The sequence below is a fragment of the Dactylosporangium thailandense genome (genome assembly GCF_059739745.1).
Genome location: NZ_AP029195.1, coordinates 2,186,395 through 2,209,515, shown reverse-complemented (window position 1 = coordinate 2,209,515; position 23,121 = coordinate 2,186,395). Strand labels below are relative to the sequence as shown.

Annotated in this window: 17 protein-coding genes; 9 read left to right on the top strand and 8 right to left on the bottom strand. The window is 73.3% G+C overall.

Annotated elements, in window-relative coordinates:
* Position 1 precedes the first annotated feature (1 nt).
* Positions 2 to 3,682, bottom strand: a complete 3,681-nt coding sequence (locus AC6JBM_RS09615) for a CHAT domain-containing protein (RefSeq protein ID WP_497983242.1) — start codon at positions 3,680 to 3,682, stop codon at positions 2 to 4.
* 124 nt (positions 3,683 to 3,806) lie between these two features.
* On the opposite strand from AC6JBM_RS09615, the gene AC6JBM_RS09610 reads away from it, so the two are divergent.
* Both AC6JBM_RS09610 and AC6JBM_RS09605 read left to right on the top strand, forming a co-directional pair.
* Positions 3,807 to 4,088, top strand: a complete 282-nt coding sequence (locus tag AC6JBM_RS09610; RefSeq protein ID WP_350623152.1) for a hypothetical protein — start codon at positions 3,807 to 3,809, stop codon at positions 4,086 to 4,088.
* Positions 4,039 to 6,666, top strand: a complete 2,628-nt coding sequence (locus AC6JBM_RS09605; protein WP_497983241.1) for a tetratricopeptide repeat protein — start codon at positions 4,039 to 4,041, stop codon at positions 6,664 to 6,666. Before AC6JBM_RS09610 ends, AC6JBM_RS09605 begins: the two co-directional genes overlap by 50 nt.
* Here the strand turns inward: AC6JBM_RS09605 and AC6JBM_RS09600 are convergent, their stop codons facing one another.
* Complete coding sequence (locus AC6JBM_RS09600) at positions 6,667 to 6,942, bottom strand: helix-turn-helix domain-containing protein (RefSeq protein WP_497983240.1); 276 nt, start codon at positions 6,940 to 6,942, stop codon at positions 6,667 to 6,669.
* A 99-nt stretch (positions 6,943 to 7,041) separates the two neighbouring features.
* Positions 7,042 to 8,412 (bottom strand): glycosyl hydrolase family 18 protein, encoded by a 1,371-nt coding sequence (locus AC6JBM_RS09595; RefSeq protein WP_497983239.1) that lies wholly within the window; start codon positions 8,410 to 8,412, stop codon positions 7,042 to 7,044.
* A gap of 174 nt (positions 8,413 to 8,586) precedes the next feature.
* On the opposite strand from AC6JBM_RS09595, the gene AC6JBM_RS09590 reads away from it, so the two are divergent.
* From AC6JBM_RS09590 to AC6JBM_RS09565, 6 genes are all read left to right on the top strand, one after another.
* Complete coding sequence (locus AC6JBM_RS09590; RefSeq protein WP_497983238.1) at positions 8,587 to 9,798, top strand: ricin-type beta-trefoil lectin domain protein; 1,212 nt, start codon at positions 8,587 to 8,589, stop codon at positions 9,796 to 9,798.
* Positions 9,799 to 9,851: 53 nt separating this feature from the next.
* Entirely contained in the window at positions 9,852 to 10,808 is a 957-nt protein-coding gene (locus tag AC6JBM_RS09585; RefSeq protein WP_497983237.1) for a serine hydrolase domain-containing protein, read from the top strand.
* A gap of 299 nt (positions 10,809 to 11,107) precedes the next feature.
* Positions 11,108 to 11,815: a DUF899 domain-containing protein gene (locus tag AC6JBM_RS09580; RefSeq protein ID WP_497983236.1), complete on the top strand. Its 708-nt coding sequence runs from the start codon at positions 11,108 to 11,110 to the stop codon at positions 11,813 to 11,815.
* Between the two features lie 314 nt (positions 11,816 to 12,129).
* The gene (locus AC6JBM_RS09575) at positions 12,130 to 13,041 is read left to right on the top strand and encodes an RNA ligase family protein (protein ID WP_497983235.1); all 912 of its coding nucleotides are present in this window, start codon (positions 12,130 to 12,132) and stop codon (positions 13,039 to 13,041) included.
* 42 nt (positions 13,042 to 13,083) lie between these two features.
* Positions 13,084 to 13,506, top strand: coding sequence for a hypothetical protein (locus tag AC6JBM_RS09570; protein WP_497983234.1), 423 nt, complete (start codon positions 13,084 to 13,086; stop codon positions 13,504 to 13,506).
* A 330-nt stretch (positions 13,507 to 13,836) separates the two neighbouring features.
* Complete coding sequence (locus AC6JBM_RS09565; protein WP_497983233.1) at positions 13,837 to 15,414, top strand: M4 family metallopeptidase; 1,578 nt, start codon at positions 13,837 to 13,839, stop codon at positions 15,412 to 15,414.
* A gap of 501 nt (positions 15,415 to 15,915) precedes the next feature.
* On the opposite strand, the gene AC6JBM_RS09560 is transcribed toward AC6JBM_RS09565, so the two are convergent.
* Positions 15,916 to 16,203: a DUF4190 domain-containing protein gene (locus AC6JBM_RS09560; protein WP_497983232.1), complete on the bottom strand. Its 288-nt coding sequence runs from the start codon at positions 16,201 to 16,203 to the stop codon at positions 15,916 to 15,918.
* A gap of 11 nt (positions 16,204 to 16,214) precedes the next feature.
* Entirely contained in the window at positions 16,215 to 16,373 is a 159-nt protein-coding gene (locus AC6JBM_RS09555; RefSeq protein WP_350624192.1) for a hypothetical protein, read from the bottom strand.
* 87 nt (positions 16,374 to 16,460) lie between these two features.
* Between AC6JBM_RS09555 and AC6JBM_RS09550 the strand changes: the two genes are divergently transcribed.
* A complete protein-coding gene (locus AC6JBM_RS09550; RefSeq protein WP_497983231.1) occupies positions 16,461 to 17,093 on the top strand; it encodes a TetR family transcriptional regulator in 633 nt (210 codons plus the stop codon).
* Between the two features lie 476 nt (positions 17,094 to 17,569).
* Here the strand turns inward: AC6JBM_RS09550 and AC6JBM_RS09545 are convergent, their stop codons facing one another.
* The 3 genes from AC6JBM_RS09545 to AC6JBM_RS09535 form a co-directional block, all read right to left on the bottom strand.
* The gene (locus AC6JBM_RS09545; protein WP_350624184.1) at positions 17,570 to 17,923 is read right to left on the bottom strand and encodes a helix-turn-helix transcriptional regulator; all 354 of its coding nucleotides are present in this window, start codon (positions 17,921 to 17,923) and stop codon (positions 17,570 to 17,572) included.
* Positions 17,920 to 19,689, bottom strand: a complete 1,770-nt coding sequence (locus tag AC6JBM_RS09540; RefSeq protein ID WP_497983230.1) for a glycoside hydrolase family 76 protein — start codon at positions 19,687 to 19,689, stop codon at positions 17,920 to 17,922. Before AC6JBM_RS09540 ends, AC6JBM_RS09545 begins: the two co-directional genes overlap by 4 nt.
* A gap of 90 nt (positions 19,690 to 19,779) precedes the next feature.
* Positions 19,780 to 23,001, bottom strand: a complete 3,222-nt coding sequence (locus tag AC6JBM_RS09535) for a glutaminase domain-containing protein (RefSeq protein WP_497983229.1) — start codon at positions 22,999 to 23,001, stop codon at positions 19,780 to 19,782.
* Positions 23,002 to 23,121 lie beyond the last annotated feature (120 nt).

The window sequence follows — 23,121 nt, the reverse complement described above, 5'->3', positions numbered from 1 at the left end:
CTCAGGGTCCGAAGTGGACGTGCGACGCCCACAGCGCGATGGCGGCCGGGTGGCGGCGCCGGAGGTCGAGCACGACGGCGTGCAGCGCGCTCGCCGGGTCCGCCCCGGCGTCCACCGCCGCGTAGAACGCCGCGGCGACGTCCGGCGCCGCGTCGTCCGAGACCGGCCACAGCGTGCCGACGACGTGGCGGAACCCGGCGAGCTGCAGCCCGGACGCGACGTGGATCGACTCGTCCAGCAGCACGGTGCCGCCGAACGCGGTCGCGCACGCCGACAGGTAGGCCAGCTCGCCGCGCGGCACGCTGAGCGCCGCGAGCTCGGGAACGCTCAGCGAGCCGGCGTGCACCTCCAGCCGGCCCCGGCCCGGGTCGGTCGCATCGGTGACGGCGTGGCAGGCGAAGTGGGCGTGCGTCGCGCCGGGCAGCGCGGCCCGCACCGCCGGGGCGCTCGCCGCCGCGTCGATCAGCGGCGTGGACCCGAGCCGCAGCGCCACGTCCCGGGCCTCCGCGGCGGCCAGGCGCAGCCGCGGCAGCCCGGCCGCTTCGCCGACCCCGACGACCACCGCCCGGCGGGCCGGGCCGGACCCGGCTCGGGCGCGCTGATGGCGCAGCGTCGCCACGGTCGGCGTGTACGACGACACGACGTGGTCGAGCGCCACCGCGTGGATCGGGAGCAGGGCGAGCGGCCCGGTCGGCATCCACCACACCCGCGGCCACGGCGAGCCGGGCGGCGGGGTGCCCGCGTGGCCGAGGTGGCGCAGCACCGGCTCGCCGATCGCGGACCGGAGCCAGGCCAGCACGTCCGCGCGCCGCCGGCCGGCCGCGACCGGGTCCGGGTCCGACTCGCTCGCCAGCAGCGCGTTGACGTTGGCCACGACCTCGTCCTCGGTCGCCTCCAGCCGTACCTCGCCGGCGCCCTCCGCGGTCAGGGTCAGCGCCGCGACGCCGGCCGCGGTGACGATGAGCGCCACGACGGTGCCGCCCGCGGCCGCCGCGCGCAGCTCGTCGAAGGTCGGCGGGCGGCCGAACCGCTCCAGCCCCGGCCGCCGGCGGATCCGTTCCAGCAGTGCCGTCCACCGCTCGGCCGCCCTCCGGCGCTCGGCGCCCCGGCGGGCCGCCTCCAGCGCCGGCAGCAGCGCGCTGTCGTCGCCGGAGGGCGCGTGGAGCGCCGCGCGCAGCCGTTCCAGCTCGGCGTGCAGCTGCGGGTCGAGCCGTTCGAGCAGCCCGTCGTCCGCGCGGGTCTGCAGCGACTGGGCCAGCAGGACGCCCCGGCCGGCCTCCAGCGCCGCCCACGCGCCCGGCAGGTCGCCGCAGTGGATGGCGGCCGAGGCCGCCTCCGGGCCGAGGCCGTTGAGCAGCTCCAGGTGCCGCCGCCGGTCCACGGGCGACAGCGCCCGGTCGACTAGCGCGGGCAGCAGCTCCAGCACGCCCGCCCAGGCGTCCCGGGCCCGATCCCACCGTCCGGTGCGCCCGGCGAGCCGGGCCAGCGCCCTGCCCTGCAAGGCCCGGCGCAGCGCCGGCGCGGACGCTCCCACCGCCCCCTCCGCGAAGGCGGCGAACGCGCGATCGAGCGTGGCGGCGGAACCGTCGCGGGCATGGGTGCGGACCAGGATCTGCGCGAGGTTGCCGAGCCGGGAGGCGCGATAGACGCTCTCCGGCGGGGTCGCGGCGACCGCCTCCTCGCTCGCCGCGAGGGCCCGGTCCAGATCCTCGGGCCGCCCGTCGCGCTCGAACAGCATGAGCGTGGCCGCCGCGAGGTTGTTGGCCAGCCGCGGCCGGTCGGGGTGGCCGGCGGCGGCCGCGTGCAGCGCCTCGGCCGCCAGGTCCACGCCGGCGCGCGGGTCACCGCCGGTCTCCTCGGCCAGCGCGAGCGTCGCGTTGCTCAGGTTCGACAGCGCGGTGGCGCGCTCCGCGTGCCCGGCCGACGTCGCCGCGACCGCGGCCCGGCCGGCGAGCACCGCCCCCTCGAGGTCGACGACCCGGCCGTCGCGGTCGTAGCGATCCTTGAGGAATCCGCACAGGTTCGCCCGGTGCAGGCCCTCGTCGGCGCCGATCTGCCCGGCGGCGTCGGCGGCCTGCGCGGCGTAGTCGACGGCCTGGTCGAGGTCGGCGAGGGCGCCGGTGTCCTCGAACCGGCCGTGCAGCGCGTTGGCCAGGTGGGCGAGGTAGGCGGGGCGCTGCACGTGGCCCGGCGGCGTCGCCCGGACGGCCGCGGACGCGAGGTCGACCGCCGAGTCGAGGTCGGCGCGCCGGCCGAGCACCTCGAACCGCAGCCGGAGCGCGTTGCTCAGCGTCGACAGGACCCGCGCCCGGTCGGGGCTGCCCTCGGGCGCCAGGGCGGTGGCCCGCTCGGCCGCCGCGACCGTGTCCCGCAGGTCGGCCGGGTCGCCGCCGGCCGCGAACCGAGCGTTGTGCGCCAGGGCCAGCGCGGTCAGGATGATCGGCAGGTCCGGGTCGCCATCGCGCGCCGCGTCCACGGCCGCCGCCGTGGCCTCGACCGCCGCGTCGTAGTCGGACGGGTCGCCGGCGAGCTCGGCCCGGTGCCGCCGCAGGGTGCCCAGGTTCGACAGGTAGCCGGGCCGCTTCGGGTGGCCCTCCGGCACGCCCCCGACGGCGGCCTCGAGCAGCTCGATCGCCACGTCGAGATCGGCGGGGTCGCGGTCGCGGTCGAAGCGGTCCCGCAGTGCGGCGGAGAGGTTGGAGCGGTAGGCCGACGCGTCCGGGTCGGTGTCGTGCGCGGCGTCCACGGCCGCGGCGCCGGCCTCGATCGACCGGCGCAGGTCGTCGGCGTCGCCCGTGAGCAGGTACCGCTGCCGCAGGCCGATGCCGAGGTTCGACAGGTGCCCGGCGCGCGACGGGCTGCCGGCCGGCTCCCGGGCCAGCACCGCCTCGCCGAGGACGATCGCCTCGCCGAGGTCGTCCGGGTCGCCGAACCGGTCGTAGCGGGCCTGCAGCGCGGAGGACAGGCTCGAACGGTAGGTCACGTCCCGCGGATCGTCCGGCGGCGCGGCGGCGAGGGCGGCCCGGCCGTGCTCGACGGCGGCGGCCAGATCGGCGTCGCGGCCGAGGGTCTCGTACCGCAGCCGCAGCGCCGCCCCGAGATTGCCCTCGGCGGCCGGGAGCACTTCGGCGGCGGCCACCCGCACCGCCTCCGACCCGGCCGCGACGGCCTCGTCCACCGCGCTCACGTCGCCGGTGGCCCGGAACCGGTTCTGCTGGGCGCTGCACAGGTTCACCAGGTAGACGGCGCGCTGGGGGCCGCTGCCCCGCGCCGCCGCCTCGCGCAGGAGCCGGATCGCCCGGTCGAGCAGCGCCGGTGTGCGGCCCGACCGGCTCGTGAGGAGCCGGGCGGCCTCGGCGCTCCAGGCGTCGGGGTCGGTGCCGGCCGGCGGGACGGTGCGGGCCAGACCCTCGTGCATCGACGGCGGGACCTGGTCGGGCGCCCAGGGGAACACGAGACCGAGCCAGTGCGCGGCCCGGTCCAGGTCCGCCTCGTCCTCGCCCTCGGGCAGGTGCAGGTACCGCAGCCAATGCCCCAGCCCGATCAGCAGCGCGGTGTCGAGGTCGTCGGGGTCCACGCCGAGCGCGGCGCGCCGCAGCACGGCCAGTGCGGCGGGGTCCAGTACGACATCCGGCTCTTCGCTCCCGGCCGCCCGTTCCAACCAGCTGCGCAGCTCGTCCATCCCGTGGCCGCTCCTGTACGAGTCCGGCTTGCCGTCGTCCGACCTTGCCCGACCTGTGCGCGCACCGTCAACCGCTCGCGGCCGGGCAGCCGATCGTGGAGGGGAACGTCAACCGGAGGTGGCCATGATCCGCTCCCGCCTCGCGACGGCCGGCCGCGCCGCCGTGCGCGCCCTGGCCGTCGTGGCGGCCGTGCTGCAGGGCCTCGACCTGCCCGACGGACGCGCGGCCTGGGTGCTGCGGCTGCTGACCGTGGCGGCGTCGGTCGCGGCGGCCGTCGATGGGCTCCGGCACCTTGGCCGGTCCCGCGACGGCACGGTACAACGGAGACACCCGACGAGCGCGGAGGAGGTGCCCGGTGCCGGAGGAGACGCCGGCGGCACAGCCGCGGCCGGACCGGATCGCTGATCGGCACGGCTTCGCCCGCGAGCTGGGTCTCCTGCGCGACGGAGCCGGCCTGACCATCCGCGACGTCGCCGCCCGCAGCGGCGTCCCGGCGAGCACCCTGGGCGGCTACTTCGCCGGCACGCACCTGCCGGGCCGATCGCCGGCCGGGCAGTTCGAGCGGATCCTCGCGGCCTGTGGCGCCACCGATCCGGCCGTCGTCGCGCAGTGGCTCCACGGGCTGCGCCGCGCGCGGCGGGGCCAGCCACCCGCGGCACTACCCGCGCCGCCGCCGGCCGCGAGCGCTCCGGCCGCCGCCGAGTCCGACGGCGCGATGGACACGCCGGCCGTGGTCTCGACCCGGGCGCCGACGGAGCGGCTGAACCGGCAGCCGGGCATCCGCGGCCGGGCGTCGCTGCTGGCGCGGCTGGAACGGGATCTCGACCAGCCTCGCACCGGCGACCCGGCCGCGCGGGTGCACGTGCTGCACGGGCTCGGCGGGTCGGGCAAGAGCACCGTGGCGCTCGCGCTCGCCCGTGCCGCCGAGCGCCGCGGCGTCACCGTGTGGTGGGTCTCGGCCGTCCGCCCGGCGCTGTTCACGACCGGCATGCACGCCGTCGCCATCGACCTCGGCGCCACGCCCGACGAGCTGCGCGTCGGCAGCCTGCCGGACCAGGTGTGGCGGCGGCTGGCGGCGCACGACCGGCCGTGGCTGCTGGTCGTGGACGACGTCGACGATCCGCGGGCGGTGCTGAGCCTCCCGGGCGCCGAGGTCACCGACGGCAACGGCTGGCTGCGGCCGATCGCCGGCGGCCACGGCGCGGTCGTCGTCACCACCCGCGACGGCGGCGGGCGCACCTGGGCCGGCGGCGACCCGCCCTGGTTCGAGCTGCACCCGGTGCCCTCCCTCGACGCGGCGCTGGGCGGGCAGGTGCTGCGGGAGCTGGCCGGGCCGGCCGCGGGCCCGGCGGACGCGGCCCGGCGCCTCGCCCACCGGCTGGGCGGGTTGCCGCTGGCCCTCGGGATCGCCGGGCGATACCTGGGCGAGGTCGCCACCATGCCGCCGGGCCTCGCCGGCGGGACCGAGGTGCGGACGTTCGACGACTACGCGGCCGCCCTGGACCGCGCCGGCCCGCTGCGCCTGCTCGACGAGGACGAGGACGAAGGCGCCGCCGGTCCCGGCCACGGCCGCACTCGCGAGATCGTCGGGCGGACCTGGGAACTGTCGCTGGATCTGCTGGCCGCGCGCGGCCTGCCCCAGGCCCGTCCGGTGCTGCGGCTGCTGTCGTGCCTGCGCCCGGCCGCCGTGCCCCCGAGCCTGCTGCGCGCCGACGTCCTGGCGGCCCACGCGCCGTTCGCCGGGCTGACCGCGCGGCGGCTGTGGCGGGCCGTGCGCGGGCTCGCGGACGTCGGGCTCCTCGACCCCGGCGGCGACCCGGCGGGCGAGACGCTGCTGATGCATCCGCTGGTCCGCGAGGCGTCGCGGCGCAACGACGACGTCGACGGCGATCCGGACACCTACCTCGCCGCGCTCGTCGCGCTGCTGCGGGCGGCGGTGCAGGACCTCGACCCGAAGCACCCGGCCTCCTGGTCGACCTGGTCGGCCCTGGCCGAGCACTGCGGCGCGCCCCTGGACCTGATCCGCGACCACCGGATCGCGCCGCCCGGCACCGGCCCCGACGTGCTGGAGCCGGCGCTGCTCGCGGTGCGCTACCTGCGGGCCGCCGGGCAGAGCCGCCGCGCCCGGGCCCAGGCCGCGGCGCTGATCGCCGAGGCCGGGCCGGTCGTCGGGCGCACCGACGCGACGGTGCTCGCGCTGCGCAACGAGCTCGGCCGCTCCATGTACGACACCGGCGAGTACAACCCCGCCAAGCGGGAGCTGCACGCGACGCTCGCGGCCCGGCGCCGGCTGCTCGGCCCGGAGCATCCCGACACCATGACGACCGCGCACTATCTGGGCCGGGTCCTGCGTGACGACGGGCAGCTCGCCGACGCCGAGCGGGTGTTCCGGGAGGTGCTCGAACAGCGCCGCCGGGTCCTCGGCGAGGAGCACCTCGACACGCTCACGAGCCTCAACAACGTCGGCGACGTCATGCGGGCCCAGGGCCGGCTCGACGCGGCCGAACAGGTGCTCGGGCACGTCCTGCACGCCCGTCGCCGGCGGCTCGGGGCGGATCACCCGGCGTCGCTCGTCACGCTGTTCCACCTGGCCCGGCTGCGCCGCGACCGCGGCGAGCTGGCGGCGGCCGAGGCCGAGTTCGAGGCGCTCGCGGCGACCAGCGGCCGGGTCCTCGGCGAGGACCATCCGCGGACCCTCAACGCGTTGCAGGGCCTCGCCGACGTCCGCCACGGGCTCGGCCGCGCCGCCGAGGCCGAGGCCCTGACCCGGGAGGTGCTCGCCCGGCGGGCGCGGACGCTGGGGCCGGAGCACCCGGCGACGCTCGTGTCGCGGCACCGCCTGGCGCTGACCCGGCGGGATCTCGGCGACGCCGCCGCGGCGCGCGCCGGGCTGGAGGAGGTGCTGGCCGCCCGCCGCCGGGTGCTCAGCCGCGGGCATCCGGCGACCGCTCGGGCCGCGGCCGACCTGGAGGCGCCGGCCTGATCAGCCGGCGCCCGCGTGGGTCTTGGCGATCTGCGCGAGGTGCACCCGCGACTGGATGCCGAGCTTGCCGAAGATGCGCCGCAGGTGGAAGTTGACGGTGTGGGTCGAGATCCCGAGGCGGCGGGCGATCTGCCGGTTCGTCAGCGCCCGGCCGACGAGGGCGGCGACCTCCCGCTCGCGGCAGGTCAAACCGGCCCAGGCCGGGGCCGCCGGCTGGGCTTCCGGCGGGGCTCCCGGTAGGGCTCCCGGCACGATCAGCACGACGATCAGCTTCATACCACCAGCGAAGCGGACCGGCGGGCCGGCCGGACAGCGGCGCGCGGATCCCCGGACACGCTCGTACGAGCGTCGTACGGGGCCGCGCGCCGCCGCGTGCTACGGCAGCGTCCAGCGCTGGTTGGCGCCGGCGAAGCAGTCCCAGATCTGCAGCCGCGCGCCGTCGGCGGAGCTGTTGTCGGTCACGTCGAGGCAGCGGCCCGACGCGGTGTTCACGAGGGTGCTGTTGCCGCTGTTGTACTGCCACTTCTGCGCGCCGGTACCGTTGCAGTCCCACAGCTGGATCTTCGTGCCGTTGGCGGTGCCGGCCGAGGTGACGTCCATGCACTTGCCGAGCGCGCGCAGGGATCCGTCCGACGCCACCGTCCAGTTCTGGGCGGTCGTGCCGTTGCAGGTGTACAGCTGGATCGCCGCCCCGTTCGCCGCGGACGCCGCGGCGACGTCCACGCACTTGCCCGCGAGGCCCGTGATGCGCCCGGTGCGGCCCGCCGGCGGGGTGGTCGGCGGCGGGGTGCCGCCCGTCGCCGTCTCGTAGGCCGCGCTGATCAGCGAGTTGGCGCCGGTCGCGTCCTGCGAGAGCTCCCAGAACATGATGCCGCCGCCGTTGGCCATGGCCCACTGGGTCTTGCGGCGCACGGTACCGAGGCCGTTGTAGCACTCGTTGGAGCCGTTGATGGTGACGCAGTCGCGGTTGGCGTTGGCCGGGTCCCGCGAGACCAGGTCGGCGTAGGTGAGGTAGCTCGGCCGCGAGTAGATCGGCACCCCGATGACGGCCTTGCTCGCGGGCAGGCCGCGGCCCTTCCAGAAGTTCACGGCGGCGACGGACCAGTCGTAGTTGGCGTGCGGGCTGCCGCCGTCGTAGGTCATGATGTTGAGCCAGTCGACGTAGCCGAACACGGCCGGCTGCACCCCGTTGGCGGTGCCGCCCTCGGAGACCACGGCGGCGGTGAGCAGCTTGCCGCGGCTGTGCATCGCGGTGCTCAGCTGGGACATGAGCGCGGTGTAGTTGTTGCCGGACGTGCCCGGGTCCGGGTACTCCCAGTCGATGTCGACGCCGTCGAGGTTGTACTGGTTGACGAGGTTGACGACGTTGTTGACGAACGCGGTCCGGGCGGTGGCGTTGCCGGCCAGGGTCTCGAAGGCGGAGTCGTTGCCGTCGTTCCAGCCGCCGATCGACAGCGACACCTTGGTGTTCGCGGCGTGGCCGAGCGAGACGATCTGCTGCAGCTTGGACGGGTTGTCCACGGCGCCGAGGCTGCCGTTGCTGTTGGGCAGGACGAAGGCGTAGTTGACGTGGGTCAGCTTGCTGTACTGGATCGCGGTGGCGCTGCCGGCCCAGGACGGCATGTACCCGATGCTGCGGAAGCCGTTCGGCAGCGTGGCGGCGCTGGCGGACGGCTGGACGGCGAAGGCCACGGCGGCGCCGGCGGCGACCGTGACCGCCGCGATGGCTAGGGCGGATCGGCGCATAGGGGCTCCTTCGGGTGTGGGGGTGAGCCTCTTGGCCAGCGACGATAGGAAAGTTAACTGTCAGTTGTCAATGCGTGTCTTAGTTCAAGTCGCATATTGACGATGCGTTGCGCTCCGCATAGCCTCCGATAGATCTGTTAAGTAACCTCACTAATCCGCCTGGGAGGTAAGCAGATGCGAAGGCTCAGGTCATTGGCGTCCGCCGCGCTGATGGCAACGATCGCCGCGACCGGCCTGATCGTGGTGGCGTCACCCGGCGCCGCGCAGGCCGCGGTCGTGTGGAACGAGGACTTCAGCGGGGCGTCCGGCCAGGGCGTCGACACGTCGAAGTGGAACTTCGACACCGGCGGCGGGGGCTTCGGCAACTCCGAGCTGGAGTACTACAACAGCGGCACCAGCAACGTGTATCAGGACGGCCAGGGGCACCTGGTCATCGAGGCCCGGCGCGAGAGCGGCGGGCACAGCTGCTGGTACGGCACGTGCCAGTGGACCTCCGGGCGCATCCAGACGGCCGGGAAGTTCACCCAGCAGTACGGCCGCGTCGAGGCCCGCATCCAGGTGCCGAAGGGCAACGGGCTGTGGCCGGCGTTCTGGATGCTCGGCGGCAGCAACTGGCCGGGCGACGGCGAGATCGACATCATGGAGAACGTGGGCCGCGACCCGAACACGGTCTACGGCACCATCCACGGCCCCGGGTACTCCGGCGGCAACGCGGTCGGCGGCACCCGCAACATCGGCCAGGCGCTCGGCAACGCGTACCACGTGTTCGCCGTCGACTGGTCGCCGAACCTCATCGTCTGGACGATCGACGGCTCGGAGTACTTCCGCGCCACTCCCGCCAGCACCCGCGGCAACCCGTGGGTGTACGACCACCCGTTCTTCATCATCCTCAACCTGGCCGTCGGCGGGAACTTCCCCGGCAGCCCCGACGGCTCCACCCCGTCGGTGAACCGCATGCTCGTCGACTACGTGCACGTCAGCACGACGAGCACCCCACCGCCGGGCGGCAACGCGCTGCGCGGCAACGAGAGCGGCCGCTGCATCGACGTGCCGTCGGCGAACCCGGTCGACGGGGCGCGGCTGCAGGTGTACGACTGCAACGGCACCACCGCCCAGCAGTGGACGATCGGCTCGGACGGCACCGTGCGGGCGCTGGGCAAGTGCATGGACGCGGCCGCCGCCGGCACCGCGAACGGCACCGCGATCCAGCTCTACACCTGCAACGGCACCGCCGCCCAGCGGTTCACCCTGACCGCCGCGGGCGACCTGGTGAACATCAACGCCAACAAGTGCGTCGACGTGGCCGGGCACGGCACCGCCAACGGCTCGCAGCTGCAGCTGTGGGACTGCACCGGCGGCGGCAACCAGAAGTGGACGCGGGTCTAGGTTTCGCCAAATTGCCGTGGCCCGGGACTCCCGGGCCACGGTACAACCTCCCTATGACGACACTCGATACGCTCGAAGGACTGCACGGCGCCGTGGCCGTGCGCGACGGCTCGGTCGTGCTGGAGCACTACGGTTCCGGGGCGGACAGCACCTGGGGTCAGCCGCTCGGCGTCGTCGGCTTCGGACCCGGGACGCTGCACGACATCAGGTCGGTGACCAAGAGCATCACGGCGCTGTTGTACGGCATCGCGCTCGCCGAGGGCCTGGTGCCGGACCCGTCCGAGCCATTGCTGCGGTACTTCCCGCGCTACCCCGACCTCGCCGCCGAGCCCGAGCGCGCCCGCCTCACCGTCGAGCACGCGCTCACCATGTCGCTGGGCCTGCAGTGGCGCGAGGACCTGCCCTACACCAGCCCGGACAACGCCGAGATCGCGATGGAGCTGGCGCCCGACCGCTACCGGTACGTCCTGTCCCGCCCCGTGCTGGAGCCGCCCGGCACCCGCTGGTCCTACTGCGGCGGCGCGACGGCCCTCCTCGGCGCGCTCATCGCCGACGGGACCGGGGTCGCGTTGCCCGAGTACGCCCGCGCGAAGCTCTTCGACCCGCTCGGCATCGACGCCTTCGAGTGGATCACCGGCGCCGACGGCGTCGCCTCGGCGGCGTCGGGCCTGCGGCTGACCCCGCGCTCGCTGGTCCGCATCGGCGAACTGGTCCTGGCCGAGGGCGCCGGCATCGTGCCCGCGGCGTGGGTGCGCACCATGCTGGAGCCCCGCCTGCCGAACTCGTGGGGCGGGGAGTACGGCTACCAGTGGTACATCGAGCCGGTCGACGGCCACCGGATGTGGGCCGCCATGGGCAACGGCGGGCAGCGCCTCTTCATCCTGCCTGAGCTGGGCCTGGTTGTCGCCGTGACCGCGGGGAACTATGACGGGGACGAGCAGTGGAAGACCCCGCTCGCCGTGCTGCGGCAATTCGTGCTGCCCTCGGTCGCCGGCTCTCCGCCTGCCTGATCGCCGGTGCTCCACCCGCGTGCTGTTTCCGCCCCTCGTTCCCCGGCTCTCCGCCCGCCTGATCCCCGGTGCTCCACCCGCGTGCTGTTTCCGCCCCTCGTTCCCCGGCTCTCCGCCCGCCTGATCCCCGGTGCTCCACCCGCGTGCTGTTTCCGCCCCTCGTTCGCCGGTTCTCCGCCCGCTCGTTCCGTTTCTCCCCCCTCGTTCGCCGGTTTTCCGCCCCCTCGTTCGTCCGTTTCGCGCGCGCCCGACCGTCGTAATGGGAGGAGGACTGTTCGCTCACCGTCAGGAGGGAAACGATGACGCTTCCGGAGATCGTCTCGCGGGACGAGTGGCTCGCGGCGCGGCTCGCGCTGCTGGAGCGGGAAAAGGAGGCCCGGCGCGAGCTGGACCGCATCAACAGCGAGCGGCGGCGGTTGCCGATGGTGCGGGTAGCCAAGCCGTACCGCTTCCACGGCGCCGAGGGCCCGGCCGGGCTCGCGGACCTGTTCGCGGGGCGGGCGCAGCTCATCGTGCAGCACGTGATGTTCGACCCGGAGTGGGACGCGGCCTGCCCCGCCTGCACCGCGAGCATCGACGAGATCGCCCCGGCGCTGCTGGAGCACCTGCACAACCGCAGCACCACGTTCGTGCTCGTGTCCCGGGCACCCTACGCGAAGCTCGCCGCCTACGCCGCGACGCGCGGCTGGGACATCCCGTGGTACTCCTCCCACGGCGACGACTTCAACTTCGACTTCGACGTGTCGTTCGACGAGGCGGTGAAGCCGGCCGTGTACAACTACCGCGCACTGCCTGTGATCGGCTCGCCGGAGCTCCCCGGGTTCAGCTGCTTCCTCACCGACGGTGACGACGTGTTCCACACCTACTCGACGTACGCCCGCGGCACCGACTTCGGCGGCGCGTACGCGCTGCTGGACCTGACCGCGCTCGGGCGGCAGGAGGAGTGGGAGGAGCCGAAGGGACGGGCCGGGCACGCCCGCGAGGCGATACCCGACTTCGCCCCGTAGCTCCGGTGCCAGCCTTGCCGGGCCTGATTCCCGGCGGGGCGGCTCCCATCTCGGGTCCGCCGCGCCCGCCGCGGACGCCGGGGTCCGCCGCGCCCGCCGCGGACGCCGGGGTCCGCCGCGCCCGCCGCGGACGCCGGGGTCCGCCGCGTTCGCCCGCCTGCGCCGGGTCCACCGCGCCCTCCTGCGCGCCTCCACCGCGCCTGCTGCCGCCTCCCCCCGCGCCCGCCGCGCCAGCCGGGGTCCGCCGTGTCCGCCCGCCTCCGCCGGGTCCACCGGATCCACCGCGTCGACCTGGAATCGGGGAAACTCTCCCGGTGGAGCACGTGACCTACCCGAAGATCCCCGCCGTGCTGGCGAACGCCTCCACGGCCGGCCCGTGGATCGCCACCGAGAAAATCCACGGTGCACAGCTAGTAATCGCCTACGACGGGACGGCGCTGCGGGTCGGCAAACGCAAAGCGTGGCTACGCGATGACGAAGCGTTCTTCGGCTGGCAACTGCTGCGCTCGACGCTGGAACGGGCCGCCCGGGCCGCCCTCGGCCGCGGGGGCACGTCGGTGCGGCTCTACGGCGAGCTGTACGGCGGCCATTACCCCGGCGCCGACCCGGTGCCCGGCGCCAGTCCGGTGCAGACGGGCGTCTGGTACAGCCCCGGCATCCGGTTCGCCCTGTTCGACGCGGTCACCGACGACGGCCCGGTGTGGTTGTACGCCGACCTCGCCGCGATCGCCGCGGAATCGGGCGTGGACGTCGTACCACTGCTCGCCCGCGGCACCAGGTCCACAGTGGACGCCGTGCCGATCCGCTTCCCGACCCGGGTTCCGGCGCTGCACGGCCTGCCGCCGCTGGACGGCAACCTCGCCGAGGGGCTCGTCCTGCGCCCCGACGCGCGCCTGCCGCTGGCGACCCGCCCCGTCCTCAAGCGCAAGATCCCCGAGTTCGACGAGGCCCGCTTCGCCGAGGCCCAGCCGTGGGACCCGCACATCTCCCCCGCCGCCGTCGCCCCGCTCGCCGCGACCCTGGTGAACCCGGCCCGCGTGGCGAGCGCCCGCTCCAAGGTCGGCCCCGACGACCCCGCGGCGCTGGAGGAGGAGGTGGTCCTGGACGTGATGGTCGACCTGGTGGACGCGTACCCGATGCTGCAGTCGCGCGACGACCTGGAGGCCCTTGTGCGCTCCGCGGTGGTGGCACGTTTCCGGGATTCGACGGCCGCCGGGACTCCGTAACGTATTCCTCAACAGCGACAACGACTTCCAGGGGAGAGCACGATGAGCGACTACGACATGGGCGACACGGGTCACGGCGACGTCGACTACGGCCACTACGACGCCGGTCAGGAGCACGGCCAGCTGGACCAGCTGCACCAGGCGCAGGGTTCGGAGGCCGACTACAACAACCAGTACGGCGTGTACGAGCAGGACCACCACAACGCGGAGTCGACGGACTTCTCGCAGGGTCACCACGTCGAGTACGACGCGCCGGCGGCCGTGCACTACGAGTCGGACGACTACACGAACTACTCGCACGACGCGACCTCCGACGACCACGTCTTCGCCGCCGAGGGCAGCGAGAACGCCCACCAGGCCAGCTTCGGCGAGCTCGACCAGCTCGAGCAGAGCTTCGGCAAGTCGTTCGTCGACGGCACCGAGTTCCACGCCGGTGGCGGCCAGTTCGGCGTCGCGGCCAACTGAGCACGACAAGGGCTACCCCTGGCTCAAGGCCGGTCACCACTGGTGGCCGGCCTTCGCCATGTTCCGGCGTTCCCGTCCGTGCGCCGCTTCACGCCTTCCGCGACGCGTGCGATTCGCGCGTACACCCGCACGCTCTTTGCGGCCGCACCTCGCAGGTTGCGGAGGGGTTGCTCGGATTAACTAGCGGCTTTGTGCCACCGTCCGGCGCGCGACTGACTTGATCGGCTTCCAGCAAGTAGGAATACCCACATGTCAACTGCTCGTCGATTACTGATAACACTCACCGCCTCGGCGGTCGTCCTTGCCGGCTGTAACGACGCACCCAAGTCCGTGAACGTCGCGGCGGAAGGCTCCCCGAGCGCCGAATCGGACACCGTCGAGGTGGACGCTTCGGCGACCCCGGAAGCCGAGCCGCCCGCGGCCGCCCCGGTCCGCAAGGCCCTCGACACGCACCTGGCCGATGTGAAGGCCGCACCCGAGGACACGTTCGGTTACTTCGCGTTCCGGCCCGACACGGACGGAACAAAGCACGTTCGGTACACGCGCACTTACCATGGGCTTCCGGTGTACGGCGGGGACGTCATCGTGCACCTCGGGGCCGACGGACAGTACAAGGGCAGCTCCAACGGGATCCTCGCGCCGCTCAAGGTCGACACCGCGCCGAAGGTCTCGGCCGCGGACGCCGCCACGAAGGCCCGGGAGCGGTTCACCGGCAAGATCGCCCAGCTGCAGGGGCAGAAGCTGCTCGTCGAGGCCTCCACCGGCGCCGGGCGGCTCGCCTGGGAGAGCCTCGTCGTCGGTACGGCCAAGGACGGCCGCACCCCGTCACGGCTGCACGTGCTCACGGACGCGCACTCCGGGGCCGTGATCGGGCAGTGGGACGAGATCGAGACGATCGCGGGGACCGGGCACAGCCTCTACAGCGGGCAGGTGAGTCTCGAGACACAGAAGTTCGGCAACCAGTACCGGATGATCGACACGACCCGCGGGCGCGCCTCCGTGTGCGACATGAAGCACCAGGAGAGCGGGCCGTGCACCCAGATCAGCGACGCCGACAACACGTGGGGTAACGGCAAGGCCGACGACCCGCAGAGCGCCGCGGTCGACGTCGCCTATGGCGCTCAGGTCACGTACGACTACTACCTGAAGTCCTTCGGGCGTAAGGGCGTGGCGAACAACGGCCGCGGGGTCGTGTCCCGCGTGCACGTGGGCGACGGCCTGGAGAACGCGTACTGGGACGGCAAGCAGATGAACTACGGCGACGGCCGGGACAACGCGCACCCGATCGTCGAGCTCGACGTCGCCGCCCACGAGATGACGCACGGGGTCACCCAGCACAGCGTGCCGAACGACCTCACCTACGCCGGCGAGTCCGGCGGGCTCAACGAGGCCACGAGCGACATCTTCGGCACGATGGTCGAGTTCTACGCCAACAACCCGGCCGACCCCGGTGACTACGACATCGCGGAGAGCATCGATCTCAACGGCAACGGGACGCCGCTGCGGTACATGTACGACCCGCCACGAGACGGCTACTCCCACGGCTGCTGGTCGGCGACCACGAAGGACGTGGACGTGCACTACTCCTCGGGCGTGGCCAACCACTTCTTCTTCGACCTGGCCGAGGGCACGGGCAAGACGAAGTACGGCACCAGCCCCGTCTGCGGCAACGCCGGCCCGGTGACGGGCATCGGCCGCGAGAAGGCGGCCGCGATCTGGTACCGGGCGCTGGACGTGTACTTCACGTCGAGCACCTCGTACGTCAACGACGCCAACCCCGGCAACACCGCTCGCGCGTACACGCTCGCGGCGGCCTCGGATCTGTACGGTCAGTGCGGAGCCGAGTACAAGGCCGTGCAGCGTGCCTGGACGGCGGTCAACGTGGCCGGCGCGGACGCGGCCTGTTGAGTTAACGGCGAGGTTTCCCGCCGCACGCCCGGACTTTCACGCTCTGTGACCGGGACGTGCGGCGGGTTCCTTCCGCTCGCACCAACACGCAGCCGCCATTCGCGCTCAGTCGGGACCCCGCACATCCTGACGCGGTCATGCCGAGACCTGCACGCCTCCACACTTACGCCGCGACGCGCACGTCACCTGCGCCGACGAGCGGCACCACACAAACCCGTCCCTACGTTGGAGCTCGCCGAGGAGGCCCGGCGCGTCGGCGGTCGGGCCGAAGGGCCGGCGGTCGGGCCGAAGGGCCGGCGCGGCGGCGGTCGGGCCGAAGGGCCGACGCGGCGACGGCGACGGCGACGGCGACAATCGTTCCGCACCACACCGCACCACACCGCGCACCGCACCGCACCACACCGCACCGCACCGACAGTGCAGCCGCCTGTTCATTCACACGCATCTTCAGGGTGACGCCGCGGCGCACATGCCTCCGCACCGAGCGTCACCCGGCATCGGTCAGGCCGGGACGTGCAGCAGGTCTCCGGTGCGCGCCCGGGCGGCGACGAGCACGGCCAGCACCACCAGGTCGGCGAGGCCCAGGACGACCCCGAGCGCGGCGAACCCGCGGCCGGCGCGCCCGTTCGACGGCCGGCGCAGTGCCCACAGCCCGAGCACCACCGCGAACGGCCCGAACACGACGTTGAAGAAGAACAGGCCGGCTACACCGAGTACCAGTGAGGCCACGATCCGGTCATCCGGCCGGCGTCGCTTCACCTCCGGCGCCGTCACACTCCGCTCCGTCACGGCCAGTCCCCTCATCGGTCACGCAGCCGGCGGAGCGGCCACCGCCGGGCGACCAAGAGTACGGCGCCGGCTAGCGCGACGCCGACCAGCAGGAGCAGCGGGTGCCCGGTCAGCGCGGCCGGCCCGACGACGAGCAGCGCGACGAGCACCGCTGCGATGAGCAAAGCCATCGGTCACTCCATTTCAGTGGACAGTTGTTCACTCAGTTGCGAGCCTAGGTGTCCGTCGATTCGGTGCACAGGTGTTTACTGAGTGACGTGCCCCATACCCGCGTCGAACAGAAGGCCCACACCCGTCAGGCGTTGCTCGACACCGCCCTGCGGCTGCTCGAGGACCGCAGCCTGGACAGCCTCGGCCTGCGCGAGCTCACCCGCGAGGTCGGCATCGTGCCCACCGCCTTCTACCGGCACTTCCCCGATGTCGCGAGCCTGGGCGTGGCGCTGGTCGAGCAGTGCCTGGGTGGCCTGCGCACGGCGGTACGCGCGGTCCGGGACGGCATCGCCGACAGTGACGCCGTCATCGGCCGATCGCTGTCCGTGCTCGTCGCCCAGCTGCACGAGCGCCGGGAGCACTTCCGGTTCATCGCGCGGGAGCGGCACGGCGGGGTCGCCCCCGTCCGCCGTGCGATCCGCGAGCAGCTCGACCTCTCGGCCGCGGAGCTGGCCACGGACCTGCTGACCCACCGCCTCCCGCACGTCGCGGCACTGGAGCGCTGGGAGGCGCAGGACGTGCGAATGCTGGCCACGCTGATCGTCGACCACATGGTGCAGACCGCCGCCGCCCTGCTGGAGCTGCCCCCTGGCGACGAGGCCGCCGCGTCCGACACAATCGACATGGCCGACCGCCAGCTGCGCCTGATCGCCCTGGGCAGCCGCCACTGGCCCGGCTGAATTATTGGATTACCGAATTATTGAATTACCGACGCCGCCAATCCGGTAATTCAAGTGCGGCCGCGTGGATGGCCCGCACCGCCGCCCGACCCAAGGCGCGGACCGTCGCGGTTCAGTCAAGCCGTCGCGGGCTCAGCCGGCCCGTCGCGGCCCAGCCGGCCCGTCGCGGCCCAGCCGGCCCGTCGCGGCTCAGTCGGGCCGGCGCGGCTCAGTCGGGCCGGCGCGGTTCAGTCAAGCCGGCGCGGTTCAGTCAAGCCGGCGCGGTTCAGTCGGGCCGGCGCTCGGGCATCTCCCAGCGCATGACGAGCTCGGCCCGCCCGTTCTCGGCACGGCGCGAGGACCAGGCGGCCTTGGGCTTGCGAGAGTCGCGGTCGATCGACATGACAGCACCTTTCGTTAGGGTGCTGTCATCATGCCGTTAACCTCCGGTTCAACTCGTTCACCAAACTGACATTCAACCGGTGAGCGCCCCCACATCAGCCCGCCAGGCGGTGCAGGAGCAACCGCTGCTGGCGGGCGTACGCGCGCTGCCCCAGCTGCCGCAGCTGCTCCCGGCTGCGAGTCCCGCGCAGGTAGTGGTCCAGCGGCTCCGGCGCGTCGCCCAGCGGCTCCTCGACGTTCGGCAGCACCGCGTGCGCCGCCAGCCGATACGCCCCCGCACGGCCCGGCACCGCCTCGATCGGCAGGCCCGCCGCGGTCAGCAGGTCGATGTCGAGGTAGATGGTGCGCACGTCCACGCCGAAGCGGCAGGACAGCGCCGCCGCCGAGACCCACGGGCGCGACCGCAACTGGAGCAGGATGCCGACGTGCCGGGCGTGACGGGCGCTCACGAGGCCACCAGCAGGGCCGACAGGGCGCTCGCCTGGGTGCGCCAGTCCGGCGGCGACGGGGGCGCGGCCCAGCGGCTGCCGATACGGTTCAGGGAGTCACGGGTCGACCACAGGCTGTTGGCCTGAGTGTCGGCGAAGGTCTGGAACTGGCCGGCTTCGGCGAGGTACCGCATGAACACGCCCTTGAATTGTTTCTGGTTGTCGTCGCAGGACTGACCGGGGTCGCAGGACTCGGTCAGGATGCCGTTGCGCACCAGGCCGGAACCGAGTGCGGCGGTGCCCAGGCGGCGCGCCGCGTCCTGGTAGGCCGTGTTGCCCGTGGCCCGGTAGAGCTCCATCGCGGCGCCGATGGCCAGGCCCTGGTTGTAGGTCCACACCGTCTGGCCGTTGTTGGCGCAGGCCGACGTCAGGCCGTCGTTGACCAGGTTCGAGCTGTTGATCATTCCGCTGTTCTGGAACCAGGCCCAGCCGGTCGTCGCCTTGTTGAGCCAGGCGGTGTCGCCGGCGATGCGGTTGTGCAGGGCCGCGGTCAGGCGCAGGTACAGCCCGATCGTGACCGCGTTCTTGTAGGTCCGCTCGCGGTCCCACCACACGCCACCGCCGCACGTCGCGGTGTCCCAGAAGCCGGCGACGTAATTGGCGATCGTCACGGCCTCGTTCAGGTACGTCTGGTCGTGCGTCAGGTCGTAGGCGTCGACCCAGGTCAGGCCCCACCAGGCGGTGTCGTCGATCGAGCGGCTGATGAAGTGGCCGTCGACCGGGTCGCTGGAGCGGGCGCCGGCCGGGAAGGCGACCCGGTTGACGTCGAAGGTGCGCTTCACCGTCCACGCGTAGGTCTGGTCGCCGGTGCGGCGGATGTACTGGATGACCGTGCTGAGCGCGACCGCCGAGTTCCACCAGCTGGACGGGTACCAGGCCGGGTACGGGTCGTAGGAGTACATGAGGGCGTCGGCCGCGGCCCGCAGGCGAGCCGAGGACGGGCGGGCCCAGGCCGTGCACGCGCCGTTCTGGCCCTCGACCGCCCGGCCGCAGGCGCGGATCGCCCCGCCGTAGAGCAGCGAGGTGGGGTCGGTGACGTTGAAGCGGTTGGTGCGGCCACTGGTGGTACGACCCAATGATGAGCCACCCGGCCAGCTGGCTCCGGCGTCGAAGGAGCGGTCCAGCCACACCTCGTCGCCGGCCCGGTTGTTCGTGATCGCGCCCCAGGCCATGCCCGCCGCGTCGATGTGCAGCGCGATGGTCCGGCCGCTCAGCGTCACCGAGCGGACCGGGTCGGCGTCGGTTCCGCCGCTCGCGTTGTCGCAGGTCGCGTTGCAGACGGACGCGTGCACCCAGCTCGTGCAGGCCACGCCGTGCGCGTCGCCGCAGGCGCGGATCATGCCGCGGCGGTGGTGCGAGGGGTCGGCGAGGTTGTACATGAGGGTCCGGGTGCCGGTCCACGTGGCCGGGATGGCCGCCTTGCCGAGCAGGCCGTCCCAGGTCGCGCCGCCGTCGAAGGTGCGGTCGAGCCAGACCGACTCGCCCTCGGTGCCGGCGTCGATCGAGCCCCACGCCATGCCGTCGAGGTCGGACAGGTGCAGCACGATCCGGCGGTTGTTGATGAGCAGCGTGCCGACCGGGAAGGTCTCCTGGCGAGCCTGGGACGGGTCGCGGGTGTCGCAGTACTGGGCGCAGACGGTGGTCGCCGCCTGCGCGGGTGCGGGTGCGACGGCCAGGCCGGCGACGAGCAGCAGCAGGACGGCGAGCGTTCGGTGGATGGCGGCCACGATAAACTTCCTTTACAGAAAGCGCTCTCACAACGTTGTACGTCGGTGCTCAGCCCCCGGTCAACAGGCAGACTCACTGCCAGATGCGGCTCAGGCGATCGCTCGGACGTCGGCGTCGGTCAATGCCCTGGTCCAGACCTTCACCTGGTCGATGCGGCCGGGGAAGTGGTCGGCGTCGCCGCCGTTCCACTTGCCCCGGCCGATCGTGAACGCCCCGCCCGCACCCCACGCCGGACCCGCGGCGGCATCCGCCACGAGCACCCCATCGACGTAGAGCCGCAGCCGGCCGGCGGACGCATCGCGCACCCCCACGAGATGCGTCCACCCGTCGGCCCGCGGCGGGAACGGCGACACCGCCCGGGTCGCCGCGGCGTTCGCGGTGTCGGCGGCGACCATCGCGAGCGCCCACGCGTTGTCCGCCGCCGAGTACTGCAGATAGAAGCCGCTCGCCTGCGCGCCGTCCTGGCCCGCCACCGTGGCGAAGTTCGACGTCGCCGCGAGCTGGACCCATGCCGAGACGGAGAAGCTCGCCGCGGTGTCCACCAGCCGGGCCGCGGCCGCGAAGCCGGTGCTGCCGTTGAGCACCAGCGCGTTGCCGCTGAAGCCGCCGCCGCCGAGCGCCGCGCCGCCACTGAGGGTCAGGGACGCGTCGGCGGCGTCGAAGGAGTACGCCGCGACCTGGCTCGTGGCCAGGCCCGCGGCGGCGGCGATCGTGGCGGCCGGCAGCGCGTGGTCGTAGGTGCGCACGTCCTCGACGGTGCCGGCGAAGGCGTCGGCCGCGGCCCCGTTCCACCGGCCCCGGCCGATGACGAGCGAACCGGAGGCCGGCCAGCCGGAGGCGTACGCCACCTGCCCCTGGAGCGCACCGTTGACGTAGAGCCGCAGCTGCCCGGCCTCGGCGTCGTAGACCCCGGCCAGGTGCACGGCCACGTTGAGCGCCGGGGCGGCCGAGGACAGCGCCCGGGTCGAGCCGGTGTTGTCGGCGTCGGCGGCGGTCATGGCGAACGCCCAGCGGGAGTCGGCGCCCGAGTACTGCAGGTAGAACCCGCTCACCCGGGAACCGTCCTGGCTGACCGCGGTCCGGAACCCGCCGAGGTCGGAGGGTTTGACCCGGGCCATGACCGTGAACGAGTTGTCGGTGCGCACCACCGGGAGCTCGGACGCGGCCGGCGTGCCCAGCGGCCATGACCCGGTCAGGCCGTTCAGCGTGGGCCGCAACGCCAGCAGGGCAAAGACCCCGCCGATGACCGGCCGCGCGGTGAAGCCGTTCTGGTTGCCGGAGTCGGTGTCGTGCCAGTCCGAGAACGGCACGCGCGACGGGGTCGTGTTCGCGAAGGTGTACGCCTTGCCGATGAGCATGTCCCGGGCCGCGATCTGCCCCGTGAGGAACGCCGCGGTCCACAGCTCCCAGTCGACCTTCGTGTACGTGTGCCGAGGGTCGAGCGGCACCCCGTAGGCGTGCTGGTTCTGCAGGTACCAGCTCGCCTCCTCGGCCGCGACGGCCGGCGGCACGAGATTGGTGCCCGCGACCCGGTCGGCGAAGCCGTTGTACTTCAGGCTCCACGTCGAGTCCGCGCCGTCGTACGTCAGCTTCAGGTGGCTGTGCGCCCCGTTCTGCGCCATGGACGCCCACTGCGCGATGTACTGCCGCGCGGTCGCCGCGTAGGTCGAGGACTGCCCGGCCCGGCGCGCGATGTCGGCCATCGCCCCGATGCCCACGATCCCCTTGAGGGCCAGGTTCACGCTGTGCGCGATGAACCCGGTGAAGTCGTCGGTCTGGTTCTGGTTGCCCGGGTCCGGCAGGTTCGCCACGAGGTAGTCGGCCCAGCTCTTGAGCTTCGCGTAGTGGGCCGTCGCGTACGCGCTCGCCTTCGCCGCGGGCATGCGCCGCAGCAGCGCGGCGACCATGATGAGCATGTTCGCCGACTCCTCGACCGGCATGTCCTCCTCGTCCTGGCCGATGCGGCCGAAGGCGTTGGGGTACACGCCGAGGTCGTGCGGGGCGAACGGCTTGTCGAAGCCCTGCACCTCGGTGTAGTCGAACAGCGGGGCCAGCAGCAGCTCCAGCCAGCGCGGGCTGAGCCGCAGATAGGCGGGGAACGCCGGGTACATGACGTCGACGGTGCTGAAGTCGCCGTTGGAGGAGATCTCCTTCAGCATCACCCAGGGCGAGCCGCCGCGGTTGACCACCTCGGTGGCGCCGAACGCCTGGCGCACCGCGAGCGCGCAGAGGGCGGCGTACTGCTCCCCCGCCGGCGAGGCGCCGACGGCCTCCTGCGCCCAGGCGCTGACCTGCGCGTCGAGGGCCGCGCCGAGGGCCCGGGCCGTGTCCCGGTCGGCCCGGAACCAGGCGAGCATGTCCGGCCAGGCGGCCCACTGGGTGCGCCACCACGGGTCGAGCTGGGCGCCGAGGTAGGACACGGCGGGCGTGCGCACGTGCCCGATGACGAAGACGACCGGGCCGCTGCCGGCCGGCCCGACGGCGCCGAGTGCCCGGTTGAACGCGAACACCGGCCAGCTCGCGTTGATCGCACGGGGCTGGTTGGTGTCGGCGGTGTTGGGCAGCGTCCCCGCGTTCGCGGCCTGGGCCCGCACCGTGGCGTCGGCGCCGGTCTGCCAGGTCAGCCCGGTGACATCGTCGGTGGCGAAGACGACGGTGCCCCACGAGGCCTGGTCGCCGGCCTCGGCCAGGACCGACGGCGCGGACGGCTGGAAGGTGTGCACGCGCTGGGTGCCGGCGGTCTGGGTGGCCCACGAGATCTGCTTGGAGCGGTCGCCGTGGGCCCACTCGCCGGACACGTCGACGTAGAGGCTCACCTGGTGCGTGCCCGAGTCCGCGGAGGCGGCGGTGATGCTCAGGTACGACATCGGCACCGACTGCCGGCGCAGGCTGGCCGGATCGACCGGGGAGAAGAACTCGACCTCGAGTCGCACCGGGCCCGCCGTGATGGTGAACGTCGAGCGGGTCGCGGTGACCACGAGGCCGGTCTGGCTCGCCAGGGGCCAGCCGCCGGAGGGGGCGCCCATGAAGACGTACGGCTGGCCGTCCACGCGCACGATGCCGGTGATCGCGGTGACCGCGCCGGCCCAGAACGTCGGCCAGTTGCCGGGGAGGGTGTCGGCCCGCAGCCAGGTCGACAGGTAGGGCGAGCGCACGGCGAGCGGGGTGGCCGGCGGGCGGATCGGGCTGAAGGTGGTGGCGGCGTGGGCGTCCCCGGCGAGCAGCAGCGGGCCGAGCGCCGAGCCTGCGAGCCCGCCGAGGGCGGCCAGGCGGAACAGGTCCCGGCGAGTGGGGTGCAATGGCGGGTTCACGTGACGTAGCAAACATTTTCCGATGGAATGTGTCAACGAAACTCATGAATTTTCATCGGTACTTGTTCGAAGTTGTTGATTCCGTGAAATGCCCACGGAACTTTTGCCAAGCATTGACAG